Source organism: Azospirillum sp. 11R-A, from assembly GCF_049472615.1.
GTDB classification, from domain to species: domain Bacteria; phylum Pseudomonadota; class Alphaproteobacteria; order Azospirillales; family Azospirillaceae; genus Azospirillum; species Azospirillum palustre.
In genome coordinates this window covers 101773-125323 of record NZ_JBCEBL010000021.1, presented here as the reverse complement: position 1 = coordinate 125323, position 23551 = coordinate 101773, and the positions used below count along the sequence as shown (strand labels likewise).

Here is a 23551-nt window from a genome sequence, read left to right as displayed (position 1 = left end):
CACGGCAACGATCATATCTACTGGCCCGGCGAATTATTTGTTTCTTGACGAAATTGCACCATCGCCGGGCTGCCAGCCCTTCCAACACGACCGCGGAGCCGAGCCCATGACGCTTCTGAAGGAGACCATCGCCAGCGGGGCCGCCCCGCAGACCGTCGGCCGCGGCGCCGTCCCGGTCGATGACGAGGCGGCGAGGCTGGAGGCGCTGCGCCGCACCGGGCTGCTGGACAGCGAGCCGGAACCCGCCTTCGACGATCTGGTGTCCTGGGCCTGCGACCATTTCCGCGTGCCCATCGCGCTGGTGTCGCTGCTGGACGCCGACCGGCAATGGTTCAAGGCGCGCCGCGGGCTGCCCGTGCCGGAAACGCCGCGCGACGTCGCCTTCTGCGACTTCACCATCCGCCAGAGCCTGCCGATGGTGGTGGAGGACGCCGCCCGCGACCCGCGTTTCCGGGACAACCCGCTGGTGCTGGGCGAACCGTACATCCGCTTTTATGCCGGCGCCCCGATCATCGACCGGCAGGGGCTGGCGCTCGGCTCCGTCTGCCTGATCGACACGGCGCCGCGCAGTTTCGGCATGGTCGACCGCATGGTGCTGGCACAACTGACCGTAACGGCGCTGGCGGCGATTGAGCGGCGATAGGACGGACGGCGGCAGGACTGGAGACCGACGATTGTTTCCATGCCGCATTGCACCATTGTCATTGGCTCTTTGACGGACTTGTCGGCAGGATCGGTGCCGGAATTGCTTAAGACGAGAGTGCCGGGAGCAGGATGAAAACCGAGATGACGCCCGCGACGGCGAAGCCCCTGGCGCCGATCCCGGCCCGCGAAGAGGACCGGCTGGCGACGCTCCAGCGCTACGAGCTGCTCGACACGCCGGCGGAGGCCGCCTTCGACCAGATCACGCGTCTGGCCGCCAAGCTGCTGAAGGTGCCGGTGGCGCTGATCTCGCTGGTCGACCGCGACCGCCAGTGGTTCAAGTCGCGGGTCGGGCTGCCGGTGCAGGAGACGCCGCGCGAACATGCCTTCTGCGCCCATGCGCTCGACTCCGACGCCCTGCTCGTGGTCGGCGATGCGCGGCAGGACGACCGCTTCGCCGACAATCCGCTGGTGACCGGCGATCCCAACATCCGCTTCTATGCCGGCGCCCCGCTGCGCACGGCGGACGGGCTGGCGCTCGGCACCATCTGCGTGATCGACGACCAGCCGCGCCCGGCGCTGACGCCGGAAGAGGAGGAGGCGCTGCGCGACCTGTCGGCGATGACGATGGCGCATATCGAGGCGCGGCGCGCCGTCGGCTATCTGCATCCGGTCACCTCGCTGTCGAACCGCTTCCGCTTCCTGGCCGACGCCGATGCTCTGGCGGACGATCCGGCGTCCGTGCCGGGCACGGCGGTGGTGATCGATGCCGCGGCGTCGCAGCAATATGCCGAGCTGACCCGGGTGCTGGGGCAGGTCTGCGCCGATGCGTTCGAGGTCGATTGCGCCCGCCGCATTGCCGCCTGCCTGCCGGACCGCATGCGGCTCTACCATCTGTCGCCGGCCCGCTTCGCCTTCATGCTGTCGGGCATCCTGGCCGGTGGCGACGGCGATCTGGCTGCCACGCTGGACCGCATCAGCGCTGCGGTGCGCAGCCCCTTCCAGTATCAGGGCGTGCCGATCGCCACCTCCGCCGGCATCGGTTTCGTGCACCGCTCGGACATCGCGGCGGAAAGCCCCGTGGAAAGCGTGGAGTTGCTGCGGGCCGCCACCAGCGCCGCCCACCAGTCGCTGGAAACGCAGAAGCCCTGGTGCGCCTATGACGAGGAGCAGGACCGCGCCGCCCACCGTGCCTTCCTGCTGCTGCGCAGCCTGACCGAGGCGATGGGCGGACAGGACCAGCTGCACATGGCCTATCAGCCGAAGGTCGACCTGCGCACCGACCGCTGCATCGGGGCGGAGGCGCTGCTGCGCTGGACCCATCCGGAACTGGGGCCGATCTCGCCCGCCGAATTCGTGCCGCTGGCCGAACGCACGGCGCTGGTGCGCCCGCTGACCGAATGGGTGATCGGCGCCGTCCTGACCCAGGTGGCGCACTGGCACCGGCGCGGCATCGCCCTGCCGGTGTCGATCAACATCTCGATGCTGGATCTCGGCAGCGGCGACTTCGCCGACCGGGTCGAGGCGCTGCTGGACCGCCACGACGTGCAGGCGGACTGGATCGACTTCGAGGTGACGGAAAGCGCCCTGATGACCGACCGGGCGGAGGTCGACCGCCAGCTTCTTCGCCTGCGCCGCCTGGGCATCGCGGTGGAGATCGACGATTTCGGCACCGGCCAGAGCGCCCTGTCCTACCTGAAGGACATCCCGGCGACGGCGGTGAAGATCGACCAGCGCTTCATCCGCTCCATCGCCGATGAGCGCAGCGACCAGATCATGGTCCGCTCGACCATCGACCTTGCCCATGACCTGGGATATCTGGTCATCGCCGAAGGGGTGGAGACGGATGAGGCCTATGACTGGCTGCGCCTGCACGGCTGCGACTTCGGCCAGGGCTACCTGATTTCCCGGCCGCTAGCACCGGCGGCCTTCGAAGACTGGCTGGCGGCGGGCGCCTTCCGCCCCGCCGCCGTGCCGGTCTGACTTACTTCGCCGCCAGGCAGGCGGCGATGGAGGCGCGTTCGATCTCGGCATAGAGGTCGAACGGGTTCAGCACCTGAGCGCCGAGATCGGCTTCGAAGCGCTGCTGGTTCGGGCTGGCGGCGAAGTCCTGCTGGGCCTCGTCGCCCAGGTTGGACTGGAAGATGCCGGCGGCGCTGACCGGCAGGAAATCCTCGTAGACGACGGGATCGAAGCGGACGGCACCGCTCCCGATCAGCGTTTCCAGATCGGCGCCCGGTGCCGGCGGGCTGCGGCGCCCGGCCTCGGTCAGGGAATAGCTGAAATAGCCGAGCCCCTGGCGGCGAATCCCGTCCCAGCTGTCGGGGAAGGGGGCGAACACCTCCTGAAGGGCCGCCATATACTGCGCGGCGTTGGAGCCGTCGGCCGCCGGGGCGACGAGGCGGCGGGAGTCCTGAAGCAGCGTGTCGTAGAGCGCCCGGCCCTTCGGGGTCAGGGCGATGCCGCGCTGCTCGATCTCGCCGAAGCGGGCGGTGTGGACGCCGGACCGCCAGCCATCGCCCTCACTGTCACTGGCCTGGAAATCGACCGGCTCGCTCAGCGCCTTGAAGGAGGTCTGGCGCAGCAGGATCGGGCAGCGGCGGGTCGGCGGGCCTTCGACCACCGCCTTCGGTGCAATGCCCTTTTCCGGCATCAGGCGCTGGACCGCATCGATGTCGAGCGTGCGCGGCGTCAGGTGGTTGATGTGCGGCCCCTTGAAGGACACCACGTCGGCGATCAGCCGGTGGGCGTCGTGCAGGCGGTTGTAGAGGTCGAGCGGCACATTGGCCCGGCTGTGCCAGCGGAAGGTCTCCAGCGCCTCGGCGACGAAGCGCCCGGCATCCTCCTCGTCCAGTCCGCCGTCGGCCTCGGCCCTTTCGATCAGGGCAAGGCAGCCGGGGGTGAAGATGCTGCGCGCCGCCAGCACCGTCTCGGCCTCCTGCCGCAGGGCCGCATCGGCGATCAGGTCGAGCCGCAGCAGCGAGGTGAAGACGCGGAACGGGTTGCGGCTCAGCGCCTCCCCATCCACCGGGCGGAAAGCGGTGGAATGGACGGGGACGCCGGCCTCCGACAAATCGTAATAGCCGACCGGCTGCATGCCCATCACCGCGAACAGCCGGCGCATGGTTGACAGCTCATCCGCGGTGCCAAGGCGGATGGCGCCGTGGCGCTCCTCGGTGATGCGGGCAAGGCCGCCGGTGGAGTCCAGACGATGACGCTCCGCCGGATCGGCGGCCAGCAGCGCCGCGTTCACCTCCTCCACCAGCTCGACGAGCGTCTGATAGGCCGGCACCTCCGTCCGATACATCTCCGACATGGATGTCGAGAACAGGGTGCGGATCGCATCGGGGCCGATGACATCGGCTCTGGTGGCATCGGCTCTGGTGGCATCGACTCTGGTGATCGTCTGGACGCTCATTCCAAATCTCGCTCGCATTGGCTGGCTGGACCTGCGCGGTCCTTGACATGGTCCAGCTATAGCAACGAAGCGATGGGATGGATTGCGATTGTTTTTCCCGACTTCATGAGGAAAGCTCATGACCCGCCGGGGTGCGGCAGTCCGCCGTCTCCGCCAGGATCCAGTCGCGGAAGGCGGCCAGCGGCGGGTAGCCCGCCCGTTCCGACGGCCAGACGACGTAATAGGCGTTCTCGCTTTCCATCGGCAGATCGAGCGCCGGCACCAGCTGGCCCGACCGCAGTTCCTCCTCGATCAGGAACAGCGGAAGAAGCGCCACGCCAAGCCCGGCGATGGCGGCCTGGGAGGCGGTGGCGAACTGGTCGAACAGCATGCCGTGCACGCCGTCGGCCGGCGTGCCGTGCAGGGTCAGCCAGCGCTCCCAGGCGTCGGGACGGCTGGTCAGGTGCAGCAGCGGGGCGAGGCGCAGGTCGGCGGGCTGGCGGAAATCGAAGCGGTCGCGCAGGCTGCGGCTGCAGGCGGGGAGGACCGTCTCCCGGCGCAGCAGGGCCAGCTCCCCGCCCGGCCAGTCCGGCCGGCCGAAATGGATCGCGGCATCCACCGGGTCCAGGCGGAAATCGAAGGGCGCCATCCGCGTCACCAGATTGATGGTGATGCCGGGATTGTCGGCCAGGAATTTCGGCAGGCGCGGCGCCAGCCAGCGCGTGCCGAAGGTCGGCAGGATGGCGATGCTGAGCGTGCCGCCATAGGGGTTGGCGCGCAGGTTCAGCGAGGCGGTGCTGATGCGGCGCAGGGCGTCGCGCACCTCGCGCACGTAATACTCGCCGCCGGCGGTCAGGCGGATGGTCTGCCGTTCGCGGTGGAACAGCTCGACCTCCAGCAACTCTTCCAGTGCCTTGATCTGGCGGCTGACCGCGCTCTGGGTCAGCGACAGCTCCTTGGCCGCCGCGGTGATGCTGCCGGTCCGGGCCGCCGCCTCGAAAGCGGACAGCAGGGCCAGGGAGGGAAGGAAGCGGCGCGGGCTCTGCATCAGGGCTCTGTAGCGGGGGCTGGGCGGATTTCATTCCAGAACGGAATGACTGGTTGAACAAACATCATTTGGTCGAAGGGGGTAGGCAAGTCAATCTTGCGCACCGGGAATGACTGGCGCACAGAACTGACGCGAAAAGGACCTCAGGGGATGCTGAACGATCCGCGGTCGCATGGGCTTTGGGAACGCACCGCACCGGCGGCGCCGCCGACCGCGCCGCTGTCCGGCAGCGTCCGGGCCGACGTTGTGATCGTCGGCGCCGGCTACACCGGCCTGTCGACGGCGCTGCATCTGGCCGAAAGCGGCATCAGCGCCGTGGTGGTGGAGGCGGTGGAGATCGGCTTCGGCGGCGCCGGGCGCAATGTCGGGCTGGTCAATGCCGGCATGTGGGTGATGCCCGACCAGCTGGTCAGCACCCTGGGGCCGGTCTATGGCGAGCGTCTGATCGAACTGCTGGGCAACGCGCCGCGGGCCGTCTTCGACCTGATCACCAAGCACGGCATCGCCTGCGAGGACGAGCGCAGCGGCACGCTCCATTGCAGCGTCGGCCCAGCGGGCCTGCGCGAACTGGAACAGCGCGCGGACATCTGGCAGAAGCGCGGTGCGCCCGTCCGCCTGCTCGACGCGAAGGAGACGGCGGAGAAGGTCGGCACCACGGCCTACACCGGCTCGCTGCTGGATCTGCGCGCCGGCACCATCCAGCCGCTGGCCTATGCCCGCGGGCTGGCGGCGGCGGCCATCGCGGCGGGGGCCCGCATCTTCACCGGCAGCCCCGTGCAGTCGGCGAGCCAAACCAGAGCCGGGTGGGAGGTGAAGACGCCGGACGGATCGGTCACCGCCGATTGGGTGGTGGTCGCCACCGACGCCTACAGCATCGGCCCCTGGGTGCAGTTGCGCACCGAGCAGGTCCACCTGCCCTATTTCAATCTGGCGACGGAGCCGCTGTCCGATGCCATGCAAAAGGCCATCCTGCCGGAACGCCAGGGGGTGTGGGACACCAAGTCGGTGCTGAGTTCCTACCGTTTCGACCGCCAGGGCCGGCTGGTGTTCGGCAGCGTCGGCGCGCTGCGCGGGACCGGAACCGCGATCCATCGCGCCTGGGCGCAGCGCTCGCTGGCGGCGCTGTTCCCGCAGCTGGGTCCGGTGCGGTTCGAATCCGAATGGTACGGCCAGATCGGCATGACCAAGGACAACCTGCCCCGCTTCCACCGGCTGGACCGCAACGTCATCGGCTTCAGCGGCTACAACGGCCGCGGCATCGCCCCCGGCACCGTGCTCGGCCGCTGTCTGGCCGAGCACATCGCCGGCAAGCTGCCGGAGGCGGAGATGCCGCTTCCCAGCACCGCACCCGACACCCTGTCGGCCCGGGCGGTGCAGGAGGCCGTCTATGAGTATGGCGCGCAGGCAACCCATCTGGTCGGAGCGCGGCTGCCGGGGAAGATCTGACCGCGCGTCCTCCCCGGCCCACTCTTTAGGTTAGAGGCCCCAGGCGCCGCTTTCGGCAGGGTCGACGACCTGGATGTTGTTCTCCACCGCCTTCACGCCGGGGACGCGCTCCGCCGCGACGCGTAGCGCGTCGCGCTGCGATCCGCTGCTGACGAAGCCCCAGAGCTGGACGACGCCGTTGCGGACGACGATGGCGTCGTGCGAGCGCGACTCCCACGACAGTTCCTTGACGGCGGCGGTCATCCGGTCCTTCAGGTCACGGTCGTCCGCCGCAGCGGCCGGCGTTTCCGGCGAGACGCTGGCCAGCGCGCGCAGCAGGTTGGCACGGCTGATGATGCCGACCAGGGCGCCTCGGCTCACCACCGGCACGCGCTTGATCCGCCGCGTCTCCATCACCCGCACGACCTCTTCGGGCGAGGCGTTCTCGTCCACCGTGGTGACGTGGGCGGTCATCACGTCGGCGACCTTCCTGGCATGGGACTTGATGAAATCCTCCGCCGGCAGGGTGCCGCCCGACACCAAACCGAGCCACCAGGAGCGGTGACGCTCCGTCCCCAGCTCCACCCGGCGCAGCAGGTCGCCTTCGCTGATGATCCCGACCACCTTGCCGGAGCCATCGACCACGGGCATGCCGCTGATGTGGTTCTCCAGCATCGTCCGGGCGGCATCGGCGACGGTCGCGTCCGGACCGATGGTGATGACCCGCGGCGTCATCAGATCGATTGCTTTCATCGTTTCTCTCCCTTTGATGTCGTGGAACGGAAACAGCCTAGGAGGTCGACAGACGAGAGCGATTGATCTACAGCAATTCTACGCCGGCCTTTCCGCATCATGAAAAATACAGGAAACCCGTCCGCAAATTGGGTCTGGCTCGGATGGTCCGGTACTTGAAAACCGCGGGCGACATAACCGGACCTGCCAGGAGATCCTCCCGGCCATTTCCGCTGGAGGCCGCCTACCCCGGCACTTTACTCAGCAATCTCCGCCACCAGGGTGGCGATGGTGCGCTCTGCGGGCGGCGTCGGCGTGCGGTAGAAGGAATGGCCGCCGATCGAGGCGGTCTTCAGCCGCGCTTCCGCCCAGTCCGGCTTCTGGCGGCGCAGCGCGGCCTGTGCCGGCGGGCTGTAGAACATCGAGGCACGGGCGGTCGGATCGGGTATGTCGTCGTCGTTCAGGTTCCAGGCCAGCCCGCGCGCGGTGCGCAGCGCTTCCTGGTCGGGGGCGAGGCGCGTCTTCGGCCAGGACGGCATGCCGCCCGCCCGGATCACCGCGGCCTGACGACGGAGCTCCGCAAGGATGCGCCGGGTTTCCACCCGCGGATCGGCCGCCAGCGCCGCCTGTTCGGCCTTCGCCTGCCGGGCCGCCTTCTCCGCCTGCTTGCCATTTGCCTTGACCGCCTTGACCTTCTTCCGGTCGGCAGGCTCGACGGGCGCCGCCGCGAAGGGTTCGAACTGGCCGGTGGCGACGACGACGCGGCAAGGCAGCGACGGCTGATCAGCCGAGGCGGCACGATTGGCGACAACCCACATGACGGCCGCCATGGCGTCGGCCCCCTCCCCCCGCGCCTCGGCCCAGCCGGCGAGCGCGAGGCAGCGGCGCTCCCGTTCGGCCTGCCACGGGGTCAGCATGAAGACCGACGTGCCGATCATCACCGGCTGCTTGGCACCGCCCCGTTTCGGCACGCCGCCCTTCCCGTCGCCGACGAACCGCGCGCAGCCCTTGTCACCCGGCCGGCAAACGGCGTCGCCGTCATCTGCACCGGCGGCCTGCGCAGCCGCTGCGGTGGGAAGCAAGGCGGCTGCCAGCAGCAGAGTGGTGAGGAGGTTGCGCATCCCAGTCTCTCCGGTTCAGGAAGGGGGACTTCCTTCGACAGGAGCGCGGACTGCAAGTTCCCGGATTCGTCCATCTCTCAGAGAGCTTAAGCCTGAGGGCGGAGGATGTACGCCGTTCGGGGTCCGATGGAGCCTTCCGGACAGCCGAACGGGCTGGACGCCATCGGATCCCTCCGGCGTCCAGCCCGTTCGGTGGAGTGGGACTGCTGTGAAGAGGGTGGCGGCCTCAACCGTCCTTGCGGTCGCCCGGCTCATCGCCCGGCGGCTTGCTGCCGCCGTCGCCGGTCCAGTCGTCGGTCAGATACTCCTGCGAGCGGCTGATCTCTTCGACTTCCGCGCGGGAGGGCGGCTTCGGCACCTGGGCCTGACCGGACCGGCGGTCGCCCGTCGTTTGGCCGTCGGTATTTTGGCCGTCTGTAATTCGGCCGTCTGCGGGGTCGGTGGTGCGGGGCATCGGCGCCTCCTTGTCAGCCTGGGATCAGTCCCGGCAAACAGGGGCAAGCCGTCAATGTTGCGCCACGGGTTGCGCCACCGGCCCGGCCTGCGGACCGCGACGCGCTCAGTGGGCGGCGTCGGCGACGGTCACCGGCATGGTCTTGACCATTTCCAGGGCGACGGCGGCGCGGGCTTCGTCGGCGGCCAGGATGGCGTTCGGGTTCATGTGGGAGACAGCGGCGATGGCGGCGAACAGGATGACGCCGACGGCGATGCGGGCAACGGCGAACTTGGCGGCGAACTTGGCGGATTCGACATCATAGGAGGTCATGGCGGTCTTCCTTCAATTTCGGGTTTGAATTCCGGCGGCCGGTGTAGCGGCCTGTTGAGGAAGATATTGACACGATCCCGCATGCGCAAAAGAGGAGACATCACATTGCTGTACTGGCTCTTTCGCATTGCAGCATAGCGCTGCGAAAGACGGCGATGTGGTCAGTTCTTAATACGGCTTTATGTTTCGCAGCGCTCTATCGGGGATTATGGGGCTTTCGCAGCGCTATTACTGCGCGTTTCCTGGCCCCATTTAAAACATGTGGTGCGCCGTCGTCAAATGACAACCTCCCGGCGTCCCAATCGGCGCCGCAATCGGCGCCGCAGTCGGTGCTTCCATCAGCGGCCGGGCGACAGACGCTCCGCGCTGGCCTTCAGCGTGTCGATCATCACCTGCTGCGCCTCTTCCGTCGTGTCGGCGGGGACGACGAAGCAGATGGTGGCGATGCAGCGGCCGGACGGATCGCGGACCGGGGCGGCAAGGCAGGTGGTGAAGCGGTCGACCAGCGCCGTGGTGCGGACATAGCCCTGGGTGCGGGCGCGGTGCATGTCCTCCAGGAACTCGTCCTCGGCGATGCGGCGGCCGTCGGGCAGGGTGAAATCCTCGGGCGGGATGAAGCGCCGGATTTCCTCGGCATCCAGGTGATCGACCAGCAGCCGGCCGGACGCCGTCCAGGGGATCGGCACCTTGATGCCGATCTCGGAGCTGATGCGGAACATGCGCCGGCCCGGCTCGTTCAGCACGACCAGATACTTGTCGCCGTCCAGCGTGCAGAACTGCGCGGTCTCCCCCACCGTCTCGGCGATGTGGGCGACCTCGACCCGCGCCTTGCGGATCAGGTCGACGCTGTCGAGGTAATCGCTGCCGTAGTAATGCATCGCCGGCCCGAAATAGACCGTGCCGTCGCCGTCGCGCAGCTCCAGCCAGCGCGCCTCCACCAGCGTGTTGACCAGCTCGTACATGGTCGAGCGCGGCGTGCCGGTGTCGCGGGCGATGTCGGCGATGCGCGTGGGAGCGCGCCGGTCGTGCAGATGCTCCATCAGCGCGATGACACGGTCGATGCCGCGGGCCCGGCCAGTCGGTTTTTCCGCCGACGGCTTCTCTTCTGCCTGCTTCACCGCTGCTTCGCCGCTCTTCATCTGATCCACGCTCCCTGATCGTCGCACAACCGATTAGCACGCGGATTTTCGGCTTGCCAGCGGTCTTTGTCCGATATACCGTTCGCTTGTCTGGAATACAAGACCGACGTCCGATATTTCGGACAAACGGTTCGGGAGACGGAAATGACAGGGATCACGCGACGTCTGTTCAACACCGCCCTCGGCACGACGCTGGCCGCAGGCGGGCTTTCCACTGGAATTCTCGGAAGCTGGACAACCCCTGCGCAGGCCCAGCAGGGCGGCGCATCGGTCGTCACAGTCGCCACCATCGGCGAGCCGCCGACGCTGGACCCGGTCGGCACCACGTCCGACCTCGTCAGCATCATCACCCAGCACATGTTCGAGACGCTGTTCACCTTCGACGGCGACTGGAAGCTGGCCCCGCTGGTGGCCTCGGCCCTGCCGCAGGTGTCGGCGGACGGCAAGACCTACACCATCCCGCTGCGCAGCGGCGTCACCTTCCATGACGGCAGCACCGTCACGGCCGACGACGTGGTCGCCTCGCTGGACCACTGGACCAAGGCCTCGCCGCGCGGCAAGACCGTCGCCCCGCTGGTGGAGAGCATCGCCGCCAAGGGTGCGGACGCCGTCGTCATCGCGCTGAAGGAGCCCTTCGCGCCGCTGACCGCCCTGCTGGCGATGAACAACGGCGCCGCCGCCATCGTGCCGAAATCGGTGATCGACGGGCCGGGCGCCCTGAAGTCGCTGATCGGCACCGGCCCCTACAAGCTGCTGGAGCACAAGCCCGACCAGTATATCCGGCTGGTGCGCCACGACACCTACGCCTCGCCCGCCGGCGCGCCCAGCGGCTATGCCGGCAGCCGCAAGGCCAACATCGGCGAAGTCCGCTTCGTGCCGGTGCCGAACGCCGCCACCCGCGTGTCGGGCGTCCTGGCCGGCCAGTACCAGTTCGCCGACAGCCTGCCGGCGGAGACCCTGCCGCGCATCAAGGGTGCGGCCGGCGTCAAGCCGGTGATCGTCAAGCCGTTCGGCTTCCCGCTGATGATCATGAACACCAAGACCGGCGTGATGGCGAACCCGAAGATGCGCCAGGCGGTCCTGGCGGCGCTGGAGCCGAACGACATGCTGCTGGCCGGCTTCGGCGATCCCGAATTCGTCCAGGCGGAGGGGTCGATCTACGCCCAGGGCACGCCTTATTACGATGCGGCCAGCGCCAAGCCCTACGCCGACCATGCGGCCGGCAAGGCGGCGGAGCTGCTGAAGGCCGCCGGCTACAAGGGCGAGCCGATCCGCATCATGACCTCGGTGCAGTACGAGTTCCTGTACAAGATGAGCATGGTGGCCCAGGCCCAGCTCGAACTCGCCGGCTTCAAGGTCGACCTCCAGGTGCTGGACTGGGCGACGCTGCTGCAACGCCGCGGCGACGACAAGGGGTGGGATGCCTTCTTCACCTACCACACCTTCGTGCCGGAGCCGTCGCTGATCACCGTGCTGAACCCCAGCTATCCCGGCTGGTGGGACAGCCCGGCCAAGAAGGAGGCGCTGGCTGCCTTCAACCGCGAGATGGAGCCTGCGGCGCGCAAGGCGAAGTGGGTGACCCTGCAGTCGCTGTTCTACAGCGAGGTGCCGAGCATCAAGGTCGGCGAGTTCTACAACCTCGCCGCCAGCAGCGACAAGCTGACCGGCTACACCCCGACGCCCTGGCCGTTCTTCTGGAACACCGACCTGAAGGGCTGAGGGGCGATTTGGTAATTCCCTCTCCCGCCTCGGGAGAGGGAAGGGGCCCGCCGCGAAGCGGTGGGAAGGGTGAGGGGTATGGCAAGGATCGATGATCCATGTCCGGATCGCCCCTCACCCTCCCCACTTCGTGGGTCCCCTCCCTCTCCCGGGACGGGAGAGGGGAATTCTGTGCTTCCCCTCGGTCCGGGACCGCAACCATGCTCGTTTACATCGTCCGCCGGTTCGCCGGCATGATGGTCGTCATGCTGCTCGTCGCCATGGTGGTCTTCCTGATCGCCCGCGTCGTGCCGGGCGATCCCGCCGCCGTCATGCTGGGCTCCTCCGCCACGCCGGACGACATCGCGGCGCTGCGCGGCCGGCTCGGGCTCGACGAACCGCTGCTGACGCAGTTCCTGCTCTATCTCGGGCAGATCGTCCGCTTCGACCTCGGCGACTCCATCTTCCTGAACCGCCCGGTGGCGCAGGCGCTGGCCGAACGGTCGGAACTGACCGGGCTGCTGACCATGATGTCGGTGGGGATCGCCATGCTGATCGGCGTGCCGGTCGGCATCCTGTCGGCGGCCAAGCGCGGCGGKCTGGTCGACCAGACCGCGGTCGGGCTCGCCATGCTGGCGGCCAGCATCCCCAGCTTCTGGATCGGGCTGACGCTGATCAAGTATCTGGCGGTCGACCATGCCTGGTTCCCGGTCGCCGGCTACGGCCCGCCCGACGCCGACCTGTTGGAACGCATGCGCCATCTGGTGCTGCCCGCCATCGCGCTCGGCATTCCGAACTCGGCGCTGATCCTGCGCTTCACCCGCACCAGCATGCTGGACGTGATGAGCCACGATTACGTCCGCACCGCGCGGGCCAAGGGGCTGCCGCCGCTGGTCGTCGTGCTGAAGCATGCGCTGCGCAACGCGATGATCCCGATCCTGACGGTGATCGGCCTGACCACCGCGGTGATGATCGCCGGCGCCATCGTGACGGAAACCGTGTTCGGCCTGCCCGGCGTCGGCAACCTGATCGTGTCGGCCGTGCTGCGCCGCGACTATCCGGTGATCCAGGGCGCCCTGCTGGTGGTGTCCGCCATCTATGTGCTGATCAACCTGACGGTCGACCTGCTTTACGCCGTAGTCGATCCGCGGGTCCGTTATTGAGAGGGAGGGTTTCCATGGCAAGCGTCCCCGCCGGTCACGGCAACGTCCCCCTTCCCTCCTCCGCCAAGGCCGGGAACAGCCGGTCGCCGGCCGCCCTGCTGCTGCGCCAGCTGTTCCGCCGCCGGCTGGTGGTGCTGTCCTTCCTGGTCATGGCAGCGATCCTGGCGGTGGCGCTGCTGGCGCCGTGGATCACCCCGTTCAATCCGGCGAAGATGGACATCCTCGGCCGGTTGAAGCCGCCGACCGCCGCCCACTGGTTCGGCACCGACGAGTATGGCCGCGACGTGCTGTCCCGCGTGATGCTGGGCGCCCGGCTGTCGCTGCTGGTCGGCCTGCTGGTGGTGGTGGTGGCGACGGTGCTCGGCACGCTGCTCGGCCTCGCCGCCGGCTATATCCGGCCGCTGGACGGCCTGCTGATGCGGCTGACCGACGCGCTGATGGCCTTCCCCGACATCCTGCTCGCCATCGCCTTCATGGCGGCGCTGGGGCCGTCGCTCTACAACGTCGTGCTGGCGCTCGGCATCGTCTACACGCCGCGCGTCGCCCGCGTGGTCCGTGCTGCCTGCCTCGTGGTGCGCGAGATGCCCTTCATCGAGGCGGCGACCGCGCTCGGCGCGTCGACCCCGCGCATCGTCTTCCTGCACATCCTGCCCAACCTGATGTCGCCGATCCTGGTGCAGGCCACCTTCATCTTCGCCTACGCCATCCTGACGGAGGCGGCGCTGTCGTTCCTCGGCGTCGGCGTGCCGCCGACCACCCCGACCTGGGGCAACATGATCGCCAGCGCCCAGCAGTATTTCCAGCAGGCCGACTGGCTGATCCTGTTCCCCGGCTGCGCCATCGTCCTGACCGTGCTGTCGCTCCAGATCGTCGGCGACGGGCTGCGCGACGCACTCGACCCCCGGCTCCAGAAGGCGAAGTAGGATGAACGCCACCTTCCTCATCAAGGGCGCCCGCGTCATCGACGGCACCGGCGCCCCCTGGTTCCCGGCCGACGTGCTGGTGGAGCGCGGACGCATCGCCGCAGTCGGCCCGATGCTGGACGCAACCGATGCCGAACCGCTGGAGGCGCAGGGCCGTTTCCTCGCCCCCGGCTTCATCGACGCCCATTGCCACGACGACCTGATCCAGCTGCGCCAGCCCGGCCGGCCGGAAAAGGTGGCGCAGGGCGTCACCACCGTGGTGGTCGGCAACTGCTCCTTCGGGCTCTACCCGCAGAGCCCCGACAGCGGCGACCCCTTGCGCGAGCATTTCGGCAACCTGCTGGGAACTGTCTCGGACCAGGAGACCTTCGCCGACTTCGCCGGCTACCGGGCGGCGCTCGACGGGCGCGGCACCGCCATCAACCTCGTCTCGCTGGTCGGGCACGCCGCACTCCGCCTCGCCGTCATGGGCTGGCAGAACCGCGCCGCCACGACGGAAGAGCGCGAGGCGATGGCGGCACTGCTGGCGGACCAGCTGCGCCAGGGCGCGCACGGCCTGTCGCTCGGCCTCGTCTATCCGCCCAGCGCCTGGGCCGACCGCGCCGAGCTGGTGCGGCTGGCCGAGGTGGTGGCGGAGCATGGCGCGCTGCTGACCGCCCATGTCCGCTCCTATGAGGGCGGGCTGATCGCCTCGGTGGACGAGTTCCTCGATCTGCTGAAGGCCGGCGGGGCGAGCGGCCTGCTCTCCCACCTGCAAGCCGCCGGAAAGCCCTATTGGGGCAGCCTGCCGCGGGCGGTGGAGCGGCTGGAGATCGCCCGCAAGGGCGGCACCGACGTCAGCTTCGACATGTACCCCTACCCGGCCGGCTCCAGCACCATCCTGCAACTGCTGCCGCCGTCGGCGTTGGCGGGCGGGGTCGAGGCGCTGCTGGCGCGGATGGCCGATGCCGACGGGCTGGCAGCGCTGCGCCGGGCGGTGGAGGACGGCGAGGCGCCGAACGATGCCGGCTGGGAATCCAAGATCCGCCTGATCGGCTGGGAGAATGTCCGCATCGGCGGCGTTTCGGCGGATGACCTGCGTGACTTGGAAGGGCTGTCGCTGACCGAGATCGCCGATGTGGCGAAGGAACAGCCCTTCGACACGCTGGTCCGCCTGATCCGCGCCGACCGCGGCCGCACCAACATCGTCATGTTCCAGCTGGCCGAAGCCGATCTGGAGACCGCGCTGTCGCACCCGCTGCACATGCTGGGGTCGGACGGGCTGCCGCGCGAGACCGGCAAGCCGCACCCGCGCGCCTTCGGCAGCTTCCCGCGCTATCTCGCCCGCGCCATCAGGGGCGAGGGCGGGCTGGGGCTGGAGGATGCCGTGCGTCACATGACCGCCGTCCCGGCCCAGCGCTTCGGCCTGTCCGACCGCGGGCTGATCCGGCCGGGCATGGTGGCCGACCTGACCCTGTTCACCGCCGACGTGGCGGACTGCGCGACCTTCCAGAATCCGACGCGCCCGCCCCACGGCATCACCGACGTGCTCGTCGCCGGACAATTCGTCCTGCGCGACGGCGGTCACACCGGTGCGCGTCCGGGCAAGGCCCTGGCCCGTACCTGATCTTTCAACCTGTGAGGACCGAATGACCAACCGCAAGCCGATCTTCGCCGAAAAGGGTGCGAAGCCCGCCGGCCAGTACAGCCACGCCATCGTCGCGAACGGCTTCGTCTATGTGTCGGGCCAGGGGCCGCACCATCCGGAGACCGGCGCGCTGCCCGAGGACTTCGCCGGCGAGGTGCGCCAGACCCTGCGCAACCTGGAGATCATCCTGAAGGCCGCCGGCACCGACCTCGCCCATGTGGTAAAGGTTAACAGCTACCTCAGCGATCTCGGCCGCTTCCAGGAATACAACGCGCTCTATTCGGAGTTCTTCCCGACCGAGCCGCCGGCCCGCACCACCATCGGCTGCCAGCTGAACAACATCCAGGTCGAAATCGACTGCATCGCCGTCCTGCCGACGGCGTAACATTCAGTGCAAGGCCGATCCCATGGCTCCGTTGCCGGGATCGGCCCATTCCCCGAATTCGTGTTCCGGAGCGGTCCCATGCGCGTCGACGATCTCGACACCCCCGTCCCCGTCATCGACCTCGACCGGGTCGAGCATAACCTGACCAAGATGCAGGCCTATTGCGACCGGCACGGGTTGGCGCTGCGCCCGCACATCAAGACCCACAAGCTTCCCCAGTTCGCGCTGCGCCAGATCGAGCTGGGCGCCGTCGGCATCACCTGCCAGAAGATCAGCGAGGCGATGGTGATGGCCGAGGCCGGCTGCGCCGACATCCTGCTGACCTACCCCATCGTCGGCGCCGCCAAGGTCTCGCCGCTGGCGGAGCTGGCCGGCAAGACCAAACTGACGGTGGCGCTCGACAACGCCGTCGCCCTCGACACCGTGGCCGCCGCCGCGGCCGAGGCCGGCGTCGAGATCGGCATCCTGGTGGAGTTCGACAGCGGCGACGGCCGTTGCGGCGTGCAGACCCCGGACGAGGTGCTGACGCTGGCCCGCCGCGCCGCCGGCAATGGCTTGACCCGCTTCCGCGGCCTGATGACCTACCCGCGCGGCCCCCGCACCGTGCCCTTCGTCACCGAGACGCGCGCCCTGCTGGAGGGCGCCGGCATCGCAGTGGAGACGGTGTCGGTCGGCGGCACCCCCGGCTGCTGGGACACCCACGAGCTTCCCGGCGTGACCGAGCTGCGCGTCGGCACCTACATCTACCACGACCGCGCCACCGTCGGCGCCGGGGTGGCGACGCTGGAGGAATGCGCCGTGCACGTCCACGCCACCGTGGTCAGCCGCCCGACTGCCGACCGCGCTGTTCTGGATTGCGGCAGCAAGACGCTGTCGAGCGACCGCGTCGCCCCGTCGGTGGGCGAAGGGTTCGGCCTGATCCTCGACTATCCCGACGCGGTGATCGTCCGCGTCAACGAGGAGCATGCGGTGGTCGACCTCAGCCGGAGCGCGGCGAAGCCGCAGATCGGCGACCGCGTCCGCATCCTGCCCAACCATGTCTGCGTGGTGACCAACCTGCACGACCGCATGGCGATCACCCGCAACGGCGAGGTCGTCGGCGACTGGCCGGTGCCGGCGCGCGGCTGCACCCGCTGATCTGTCTCAGATAGCCCAAGCTCCGGGATCCCGTCATGGACGCTGACCTCACGCTCGACATCCGCAACCTGCAAACCCACTTCACCGCCGATCCCGGCGTGTCGAAGGCGGTGGACGGCGTGTCCTTCGCCGTGCGCCGCAACGAGACGCTGGCCGTCGTCGGCGAATCCGGCAGCGGCAAGTCGGTGACCAGCCTGTCGGCGATGCGGCTGATCCCGTCGCCGCCGGGCATCATCGCCGGCGGCGAGATCCTGTTCCGCGGCCGCGACGGCCAGGTGCGCGACCTCGCCCGCCTCAGCGAGCGGGCGATGCGCAGCGTCCGCGGCAACGAGATCGGCATGATCTTCCAGGAGCCGATGACCTCGCTGAACCCGGTCTACACCGTCGGCGACCAGATCGGCGAGGCGCTGCGCTACCACCAGGGTCTCGACCGCCGGGCGGCGCGGGCCGAGGCGCTCGCCATGCTGAAGAAAGTCGGCATCCCGGCGGCGGAGCGGCGGCTGGACGAGTATCCGCACCAGATGTCGGGCGGCATGCGTCAGCGCGTGATGATCGCCATGGCGCTGGCCTGCCGCCCCACCCTGCTGATCGCCGACGAGCCGACCACCGCGCTCGACGTGACCATCCAGGCGCAGATCCTCGATCTGATGCGGCGGCTTCAGGAGGAGACCGGCACCTCGATCCTGTTCATCACCCACAATCTGGGCGTGGTGGCCGAAGTGGCGCACCGGGTGGTGGTGATGTATTCCGGCCGCATCGTCGAGGAAGGCGATGTGCGCTCCCTGCTGAAATCGCCGAAACACCCCTACACCCGCGGGCTGCTGGCCTGCATGCCGCATCTGGGCCAGCGCCGCGGCGACGGCGGCCGGCTCTACGCCATCCCCGGCAGCGTGCCGAGCCCGGTGAACCGCCCGGCCGGTTGCACCTTCGCCCCGCGCTGCGCGCTGGCCGAACCCGCCTGCCTCGCCGCCGAACCCGTGCTGGAGCCGGTCGGCCCCGACCATTCCGCCCGCTGCCGCCGCTGGAGAGACGTGCAATGAGCATCGATACCGTTACCGAACAGCCCCTGCTGAGCGTCCGCAATCTGGAGAAGCGCTTTCCCGTGCGCGGCGGGCTGCTGCAACGGCCGGTCGGCTGGGTGAAGGCGGTGGACGATCTGTCCTTCGACCTGAACCGCGGCGAGGTGCTGGGGCTGGTCGGCGAATCCGGCTCGGGCAAGACCACCGCCGGGCGCAGCATCCTGCGGCTGATCGAGCCGACCGGCGGCTCCATCCGCTTCAACGGGCAGGAGATCACCGGTCTGCCGACGGCGGAGATGCGGGCGCAGCGCCGTCGCATGCAGATCGTCTTCCAGGACCCCTATGCCAGCCTCGACCCGCGCCAGCGCGTGCGCGACGTGATCGGCGAGGCTCTGACGATCCACAACATCGGCACCCGCGCCGACCGCCGCGACCGGGTGGCAGCATTGCTGGAGAAAGTGGGCCTGAGCGCCGACGCCATGGACCGCTTCCCGCACGAATTCTCCGGTGGCCAGCGCCAGCGCATCGGCATCGCCCGCGCCCTGGCGGTGGAACCCGACTTCATCGTGGCGGACGAGCCTGTGTCGGCGCTCGACGTCTCGGTGCAGGCGCAGGTGGTCAACCTGCTGGGCGACTTGCAGCGCGAGCTGGGGCTGGCGGTGCTGTTCATCGCCCATGATCTGGCGGTGGTGCGCTACATCAGCGACCGGGTGGCGGTGATGTATCTCGGCCGCCTGATGGAGATCGCGCCGAGCGACAGCCTCTACGAGCGCCCGCGCCACCCCTACACCATGGCCCTGCTGTCGGCCGCCCCCGACCCGGACCCCGACGCGCCGAAGTCCCGCATGCTGCTGGACGGCGACGTGCCGAGCCCGATGAACCCGCCGTCCGGCTGCGTCTTCCGCACCCGCTGCCCCTTCGCCCTGCCGGCCTGTGCGGAACCGGAAGCCCGGACGCTGCGCGAGGTAGCGCCGGGGCATTCGGTAGCGTGCATTCGGGATGATGTGGGGGTGGGGTGAGACGAGCAATTTCCTCTAATAGGGGCAATTTCCTCTAATAGGGGCATTAAAAAATTTGTGCAAAACGGAAATATCTAGAAATTCTGCCTCTTAATAAAGTATTGCTTCATCACGCACCAAGCTTTGAATTCAATGCAAGTGACTGCCCGAGCACGATCTTAATCTCATCACCTACGCGATTAACTTCAAATCCTCGCTGATCCGCCAAAATTGCGCCACCTTCAACAAGCTCCCATAAGAATGCTTTTCGCACTTCACCACCGACCTCGTCAGCAACTTCAAGCGTCATAGCCATGGCCGGTCCAATCAGAGATGCATAAGATATGTACCCATCATCAGAAGCAGTTCCAAATGACGAGCATACGACGCCAAAGACACGTCCAAAATTATCGACTAGCGGCCCCCCACTCATTCCACCATCGAGCCGAGCGGAAGTGCGGAAGCAAGGGTAGGGAAGCATTGATCTATCTCGACCTCCAGCATGAAGCTCTTCTACTTGCCCACGCGAAGCAGAGTACTTGTGGCTAACATCATAGCCATTCTCGACCATGCCTTTTTGCCAGTCCATAGTCCGATAACCGAGACTGAAGAAGGGTTCTCCAACCCCAGGAAGACTCAAGCGCAATTGGTGTAGGGGAAATCTCAGCATCTCCCCTGTAAGCTCATTGACTGGCAATTTCAGTTTGAACAGAGCGATATCCAATCCATTGCAAAAATATACTTTGTCCATCGGGAGGAACCCTCCCAATATATGGTCCGGATTCTCAGGGTGCTCTTCACTAGAAATGTAGAGAGCCCCAAAATATCCATCTTCCTTCTCGTCCAAATCTTTATAACTAATGCCATCCGGAGCCTGAACACCCTCCTCGATTACATGACGAGCGGTCATGCAAAGGCCATCATTAGTGATAGAAAAGCAAGTCCCAAGGGGTCGGATAACACCATTCTTAACATGCACAAGCGGAAGGACTCCCGTTTGCGTCTCGTGAAAACCCAAATCCACAAAATCTCTATCAGAGAAATTTATCTCTGTAGCAAACTTAAGCGATGATGCACACATTATCCGCCACCATTGTTTAAGATATGGATCAAGGCATTATGCAAATAGAATCTTAATCACCACAGCCCAATCAATGCAACTGATTATTCAAAAACATTGCACCCTCAATGAATCATTGCTGCCTGAATTGAATTTTACTGAGAATAAATAATCTATTAGCCTACGATGCAATTTAGACCAATAAAAGATCAATCATTGATTACCCCCCTCACCCCCGCCGAGCCGCCTCAATCGCCGCCACGTCGATCTTCGTCATCCCCATCATCGCCTCGAACGCCCGCTTGGCCTCCTCCCCGCCCGCCGCCAGCGCATCCGTCAGCACCCGCGGCGTGATCTGCCAGGAGATGCCCCAGCGGTCCTTGCACCAGCCGCAGGCGCTCTCCTGACCGCCGTTGCCGACGATGGCGGTCCAATAGCGGTCGGTCTCCTCCTGGTCGTCGGTGGCGAACTGGAACGAGAAGGCCTCGCTGTGCGTGAAGGTCGGGCCGCCGTTCAGGCCGAGGCAGGGGAGACCGGCGACGGTGAACTCCACCGTCAGAACGTCGCCCGCCTTGCCAGACGGGTAGTCGGCGGGGGCGCGGTGGACGGCGGTCACCGCGCTGTCGGGGAAGGTCGCGGCGTAGAAGCGGGCGGCGTCCTCGGCGTCCTTGTCGAACCAGAGGCAGATCGTGGTCTTGGCGACGGCCATGGCGGGTCCTTTCGCACTGAAACCGAACCGGCCGGGCGCGGGGTCAAAGAGGCCGGCCCCTCCCAGTCCGACACCATACCGTGTTCAATAAGGCTTCACCACCACCAGCGTCACGATGGCGATGGCCCCGGCGATCACCGCCAGCGGGGAGAAGCGCAGAAGCGGCGACACCTGCCGCGCACCCGGTTCGCCCAGCCGCCGCAGCCCGGCGGCGAGTGTGCCGTGCAGGGCGGACAGGGCGGTGACGATGATCACCTTCGCCACCAGCCAGGGCTCGAAACCCCAGCCGCCGACCACCACCAACGTGATGCCCAACAGCCACGCCAGCCCCATCGCCGGGGAGGTGACGCGGCGCTCCCAGCGGCCGGCGGCGCGCAGCAGGCGGGCCGGTCCTTCCTCGGCGGCGGTCATGGGGTCCAGGGCGCTGATCAGGATGGCGGTGGCGGACATCCCCAGGATCCAGAGCGTCACCGCCGTGACGTGCAGCCCGATAAGCCAGATATACACCACGACAGCCCTTCAAAAGCCCGGCCCGACCTCGCGTCAGGCGCCCACTTGCAGGATGATCTTACCGCGGCCGTGGCCGGAATCGAGCCGTTCATGCGCCTTGCCGACCTCTTCCAGCGGCAGGACGGCATCGACGATCACCTTGGCCTGCCCGCGCACGAACAGCGGCGCCATCTCGCGCAGGCGGGCGCCCTCGCGGGTCAGGAAGGTGCCGTAGAGGGTCTGGTTCTTCACATAGAGCGCGTTCAGGTCGCCGGTCGGCGGCAGGATGGTGGCGATGCGGCCGAAGGGACGCGTGACCTGGGTGCTCAGCGGCACATTGCCGCCAGCGGTGTCGAAGGACGCGTCCACCCCCGCCCCGCCCGCCTCGCGCAGGATTTGGTCCACCACGTCGGTGTCGCGGTAGTCGAGCGTCACGTCGGCGCCGAGGTCGCGCATCGCCTCGTGGTTGGCCTTGCTGGCGGTGGCGAGCACGCGGGCGCCGGCCGCCTTGGCGAACTGGATGGCGAAGCTGCCGACGCCGCCGGCCCCGCCATGGATCAGCACCGTCTCGCCCGGCCGCACCGCCAGACGCCGCACGATGGCCTCCCACGCCGTGCCGCCGGCCAGCGGGATGCCCGCCGCCTCGACGTGACTGAGGCTGGGCGGCTTGTGCGCGACGATGGACGCGGCGGCGACGGTGTATTCGGCATAGCTGCCGTTGGGATTGCCGAAGATCTCCGGAGTGTAGAACACCTCGTCGCCGGCCTTGAAGCCGGTCACGCCGGGGCCGGCCTCCTCCACCACGCCCGACACGTCATAGCCGAGCACCGCCGGGAAGGGGATGCCGGCCCAGCTTCCGGCCTGACGGATCTTGGCGTCCACCGGGTTGGTGCCCGACGCCACCACCCGCACCAGCAGTTCGCCCGGCCCCGCCACCGGCCGTGGCCGGTCCTGAAGTTCGAACACGTCGGGACCGCCGAACCGCGAAATCACCATCGCCCGCATGACGCCATCCTCCGTTCCGGCTGTTGCACTGATGAAGCAGCAACGTGGGACGCCGGCCCCCGCCTGTCCAGCGGGGGAGAGGGGACTGGCCTCAGCCGATGCGGAACTCCTCGCGGTGGATCGCGGTCATCGGCAGCCCCTCCGGCCCGATGGCGCCGCGGTACATGCCGGAGCAGTTGAAGGGCAGCGCCACCCGGCCGTCGCGGTCGATGGCGATCAGGCCGCCGGAACCGCCGATCACGCCCAGCTCGTCCACCACGTCGCCGGCGGCGCGTTCCAGGGTCTGGCCGGCCCAGCGCATGCGGGCGTCGATCTCGTGGGCGGCACAGCGGCGGATGAAATGCTCGCCATGGCCGGTGGCGGAGACGGCGCAGGTGATGTTGTCGGCGAAGGTGCCGGCGCCGATCACCGGGCTGTCGCCCACCCGGCCCCTGGCCTTGGCGGTCATGCCGCCGGTCGAGGTGGCGGCGGCGAGGTTGCCGTCGCGGTCGCGGGCGACGGCGCCGACGGTGCCGTGGCGGCGCTGGTCGGCGCCCCCATCGGAGTTGTCTTCTGGGGTGCCGGAGCGGCGGCGCTCCAACTCGGCCTGGAGGGCGTCCCAGCGCGGCTGGGTGAAGAAATAGGGGGCCTCCTCCATCGCCAGACCCTGGCGGCGGCAGAGATCCAGCGCGCCCTCGCCGATCAGCAGGACATGCTCGCTGTGCTCCATCACCGCGCGGGCGGCCAGGATGGGGTTGCGGGGGCCGAACAGCCCGGCCACCGCACCGGCGCCGCGGTCGCGACCATCCATGATGGCGGCATCCATCTCCTGCACGCCCTCGGCGGTGAAGACGGCGCCGCGGCCGGCGTTGAACAGCGGCTCGTCCTCCAGCGCCATCACGGCGGATGTCACGGCATCCAGCGCGCTGCCGCCGTCGGCCAGCACATCGTGCCCGGCGGCCAGCGCCCGGCGCAGGCCGGCGTGGTAGCCCTCGGTCAGCGCCGGAGTCAGGGCGCTGCGCTTGATGGTGCCGGCGCCGCCATGGATGGCAAGGGCGAAGGGCTGCGGGTGCGAAAGGGTCATGGGGG

23 protein-coding genes are annotated in these 23551 nt (G+C 68.0%); 11 read left to right on the top strand and 12 right to left on the bottom strand.

The annotated features are described in order from the left end of the window. Positions 1-106: 106 nt before the first annotated feature. Both VH569_RS24665 and VH569_RS24660 read left to right on the top strand, forming a co-directional pair. Positions 107-643: a GAF domain-containing protein gene (locus VH569_RS24665; protein ID WP_423318733.1), complete on the top strand. Its 537-nt coding sequence runs from the start codon at positions 107-109 to the stop codon at positions 641-643. A gap of 143 nt (positions 644-786) precedes the next feature. Further along, positions 787-2625 carry a sensor domain-containing phosphodiesterase gene (locus tag VH569_RS24660; RefSeq protein WP_423318731.1) on the top strand — a complete coding sequence of 613 codons (1839 nt, stop codon included), beginning with the start codon at positions 787-789 and terminating at the stop codon, positions 2623-2625. Position 2626: 1 nt separating this feature from the next. On the opposite strand, the gene hglS is transcribed toward VH569_RS24660, so the two are convergent. After that, positions 2627-4060, bottom strand: coding sequence for a 2-oxoadipate dioxygenase/decarboxylase HglS (gene hglS / locus VH569_RS24655; RefSeq protein ID WP_423318729.1), 1434 nt, complete (start codon positions 4058-4060; stop codon positions 2627-2629). Between the two features lie 103 nt (positions 4061-4163). After that, a complete protein-coding gene (locus tag VH569_RS24650) occupies positions 4164-5087 on the bottom strand; it encodes a LysR family transcriptional regulator (RefSeq protein ID WP_423318727.1) in 924 nt (307 codons plus the stop codon). Positions 5088-5237: 150 nt separating this feature from the next. On the opposite strand from VH569_RS24650, the gene VH569_RS24645 reads away from it, so the two are divergent. Next, positions 5238-6533, top strand: a complete 1296-nt coding sequence (locus VH569_RS24645; protein WP_423318725.1) for an NAD(P)/FAD-dependent oxidoreductase — start codon at positions 5238-5240, stop codon at positions 6531-6533. Between the two features lie 30 nt (positions 6534-6563). On the opposite strand, the gene VH569_RS24640 is transcribed toward VH569_RS24645, so the two are convergent. The 5 genes from VH569_RS24640 to VH569_RS24620 all read right to left on the bottom strand — a co-directional run bounded on the left by VH569_RS24640 (position 6564) and on the right by VH569_RS24620 (position 10270). After that, on the bottom strand, positions 6564-7265 hold the full coding sequence (locus VH569_RS24640; protein ID WP_423318723.1) for a CBS domain-containing protein: 702 nt from the start codon (positions 7263-7265) through the stop codon (positions 6564-6566). A gap of 236 nt (positions 7266-7501) precedes the next feature. Further along, entirely contained in the window at positions 7502-8365 is an 864-nt protein-coding gene (locus VH569_RS24635; RefSeq protein ID WP_423318721.1) for a cell wall hydrolase, read from the bottom strand. Between the two features lie 226 nt (positions 8366-8591). Next, a complete protein-coding gene (locus tag VH569_RS24630; protein ID WP_423318720.1) occupies positions 8592-8819 on the bottom strand; it encodes a hypothetical protein in 228 nt (75 codons plus the stop codon). Between the two features lie 105 nt (positions 8820-8924). Then, positions 8925-9131, bottom strand: coding sequence for a hypothetical protein (locus tag VH569_RS24625; protein ID WP_423318718.1), 207 nt, complete (start codon positions 9129-9131; stop codon positions 8925-8927). A gap of 338 nt (positions 9132-9469) precedes the next feature. Beyond that, a complete protein-coding gene (locus VH569_RS24620; protein WP_423318716.1) occupies positions 9470-10270 on the bottom strand; it encodes an IclR family transcriptional regulator in 801 nt (266 codons plus the stop codon). Between the two features lie 144 nt (positions 10271-10414). On the opposite strand from VH569_RS24620, the gene VH569_RS24615 reads away from it, so the two are divergent. The 8 genes from VH569_RS24615 (at position 10415) to VH569_RS24580 (ending at position 19241) form a co-directional block, all read left to right on the top strand. Then, entirely contained in the window at positions 10415-11989 is a 1575-nt protein-coding gene (locus VH569_RS24615) for an ABC transporter substrate-binding protein (RefSeq protein ID WP_423318715.1), read from the top strand. A 200-nt stretch (positions 11990-12189) separates the two neighbouring features. Further along, positions 12190-13131, top strand: coding sequence for an ABC transporter permease (locus VH569_RS24610; protein WP_423318713.1), 942 nt, complete (start codon positions 12190-12192; stop codon positions 13129-13131). A gap of 14 nt (positions 13132-13145) precedes the next feature. Continuing rightward, positions 13146-14054, top strand: coding sequence for an ABC transporter permease (locus VH569_RS24605; RefSeq protein WP_423318711.1), 909 nt, complete (start codon positions 13146-13148; stop codon positions 14052-14054). 1 nt (position 14055) lies between these two features. Then, a complete protein-coding gene (locus tag VH569_RS24600; protein WP_423318709.1) occupies positions 14056-15660 on the top strand; it encodes an N-acyl-D-amino-acid deacylase family protein in 1605 nt (534 codons plus the stop codon). A 22-nt stretch (positions 15661-15682) separates the two neighbouring features. After that, complete coding sequence (locus VH569_RS24595; protein ID WP_149224340.1) at positions 15683-16066, top strand: RidA family protein; 384 nt, start codon at positions 15683-15685, stop codon at positions 16064-16066. 78 nt (positions 16067-16144) lie between these two features. Then, entirely contained in the window at positions 16145-17203 is a 1059-nt protein-coding gene (locus VH569_RS24590; RefSeq protein ID WP_423318707.1) for an alanine racemase, read from the top strand. Positions 17204-17238: 35 nt separating this feature from the next. Continuing rightward, positions 17239-18243 (top strand): ABC transporter ATP-binding protein, encoded by a 1005-nt coding sequence (locus VH569_RS24585; protein WP_423318705.1) that lies wholly within the window; start codon positions 17239-17241, stop codon positions 18241-18243. Continuing rightward, on the top strand, positions 18240-19241 hold the full coding sequence (locus VH569_RS24580) for an ABC transporter ATP-binding protein (protein ID WP_423318703.1): 1002 nt from the start codon (positions 18240-18242) through the stop codon (positions 19239-19241). Before VH569_RS24585 ends, VH569_RS24580 begins: the two co-directional genes overlap by 4 nt. Before the next feature lie 109 nt (positions 19242-19350). Here VH569_RS24580 and VH569_RS24575 read toward each other — a convergent pair whose 3' ends face one another. The 5 genes from VH569_RS24575 to VH569_RS24555 form a co-directional block, all read right to left on the bottom strand. Then, on the bottom strand, positions 19351-20301 hold the full coding sequence (locus VH569_RS24575) for a S1 family peptidase (RefSeq protein ID WP_423318701.1): 951 nt from the start codon (positions 20299-20301) through the stop codon (positions 19351-19353). 208 nt (positions 20302-20509) lie between these two features. Further along, positions 20510-20989 (bottom strand): VOC family protein, encoded by a 480-nt coding sequence (locus VH569_RS24570; protein WP_423318699.1) that lies wholly within the window; start codon positions 20987-20989, stop codon positions 20510-20512. Positions 20990-21073: 84 nt separating this feature from the next. After that, entirely contained in the window at positions 21074-21496 is a 423-nt protein-coding gene (locus VH569_RS24565; protein WP_423318697.1) for a CopD family protein, read from the bottom strand. Between the two features lie 36 nt (positions 21497-21532). Continuing rightward, positions 21533-22483 carry a zinc-dependent alcohol dehydrogenase family protein gene (locus tag VH569_RS24560; protein ID WP_423318696.1) on the bottom strand — a complete coding sequence of 317 codons (951 nt, stop codon included), beginning with the start codon at positions 22481-22483 and terminating at the stop codon, positions 21533-21535. Positions 22484-22574: 91 nt separating this feature from the next. After that, positions 22575-23546: an isoaspartyl peptidase/L-asparaginase family protein gene (locus VH569_RS24555; RefSeq protein ID WP_423318693.1), complete on the bottom strand. Its 972-nt coding sequence runs from the start codon at positions 23544-23546 to the stop codon at positions 22575-22577. Positions 23547-23551 lie beyond the last annotated feature (5 nt).

What these genes read in the sequence shown, in the direction of transcription:
- VH569_RS24600 (WP_423318709.1), top strand. Translation starts at nt 14,056, where the DNA reads ATGAACGCCACCTTCCTCATCAAGGGCGCCCGCGTCATCGACGGCACC.
- VH569_RS24580 (WP_423318703.1), top strand. Translation starts at nt 18,240, where the DNA reads ATGAGCATCGATACCGTTACCGAACAGCCCCTGCTGAGCGTCCGCAAT.
- VH569_RS24595 (WP_149224340.1), top strand. Translation starts at nt 15,683, where the DNA reads ATGACCAACCGCAAGCCGATCTTCGCCGAAAAGGGTGCGAAGCCCGCC.
- VH569_RS24590 (WP_423318707.1), top strand. Translation starts at nt 16,145, where the DNA reads ATGCGCGTCGACGATCTCGACACCCCCGTCCCCGTCATCGACCTCGAC.
- VH569_RS24605 (WP_423318711.1), top strand. Translation starts at nt 13,146, where the DNA reads ATGGCAAGCGTCCCCGCCGGTCACGGCAACGTCCCCCTTCCCTCCTCC.
- VH569_RS24650 (WP_423318727.1), bottom strand. Translation starts at nt 5,087, where the DNA reads ATGCAGAGCCCGCGCCGCTTCCTTCCCTCCCTGGCCCTGCTGTCCGCT.
- VH569_RS24575 (WP_423318701.1), bottom strand. Translation starts at nt 20,301, where the DNA reads ATGTGTGCATCATCGCTTAAGTTTGCTACAGAGATAAATTTCTCTGAT.
- VH569_RS24665 (WP_423318733.1), top strand. Translation starts at nt 107, where the DNA reads ATGACGCTTCTGAAGGAGACCATCGCCAGCGGGGCCGCCCCGCAGACC.
- VH569_RS24640 (WP_423318723.1), bottom strand. Translation starts at nt 7,265, where the DNA reads ATGAAAGCAATCGATCTGATGACGCCGCGGGTCATCACCATCGGTCCG.
- VH569_RS24620 (WP_423318716.1), bottom strand. Translation starts at nt 10,270, where the DNA reads ATGAAGAGCGGCGAAGCAGCGGTGAAGCAGGCAGAAGAGAAGCCGTCG.
- VH569_RS24615 (WP_423318715.1), top strand. Translation starts at nt 10,415, where the DNA reads ATGACAGGGATCACGCGACGTCTGTTCAACACCGCCCTCGGCACGACG.
- hglS (WP_423318729.1), bottom strand. Translation starts at nt 4,060, where the DNA reads ATGAGCGTCCAGACGATCACCAGAGTCGATGCCACCAGAGCCGATGCC.
- VH569_RS24660 (WP_423318731.1), top strand. Translation starts at nt 787, where the DNA reads ATGACGCCCGCGACGGCGAAGCCCCTGGCGCCGATCCCGGCCCGCGAA.
- VH569_RS24635 (WP_423318721.1), bottom strand. Translation starts at nt 8,365, where the DNA reads ATGCGCAACCTCCTCACCACTCTGCTGCTGGCAGCCGCCTTGCTTCCC.
- VH569_RS24560 (WP_423318696.1), bottom strand. Translation starts at nt 22,483, where the DNA reads ATGCGGGCGATGGTGATTTCGCGGTTCGGCGGTCCCGACGTGTTCGAA.
- VH569_RS24630 (WP_423318720.1), bottom strand. Translation starts at nt 8,819, where the DNA reads ATGCCCCGCACCACCGACCCCGCAGACGGCCGAATTACAGACGGCCAA.
- VH569_RS24570 (WP_423318699.1), bottom strand. Translation starts at nt 20,989, where the DNA reads ATGGCCGTCGCCAAGACCACGATCTGCCTCTGGTTCGACAAGGACGCC.
- VH569_RS24645 (WP_423318725.1), top strand. Translation starts at nt 5,238, where the DNA reads ATGCTGAACGATCCGCGGTCGCATGGGCTTTGGGAACGCACCGCACCG.
- VH569_RS24625 (WP_423318718.1), bottom strand. Translation starts at nt 9,131, where the DNA reads ATGACCTCCTATGATGTCGAATCCGCCAAGTTCGCCGCCAAGTTCGCC.
- VH569_RS24585 (WP_423318705.1), top strand. Translation starts at nt 17,239, where the DNA reads ATGGACGCTGACCTCACGCTCGACATCCGCAACCTGCAAACCCACTTC.
- VH569_RS24555 (WP_423318693.1), bottom strand. Translation starts at nt 23,546, where the DNA reads ATGACCCTTTCGCACCCGCAGCCCTTCGCCCTTGCCATCCATGGCGGC.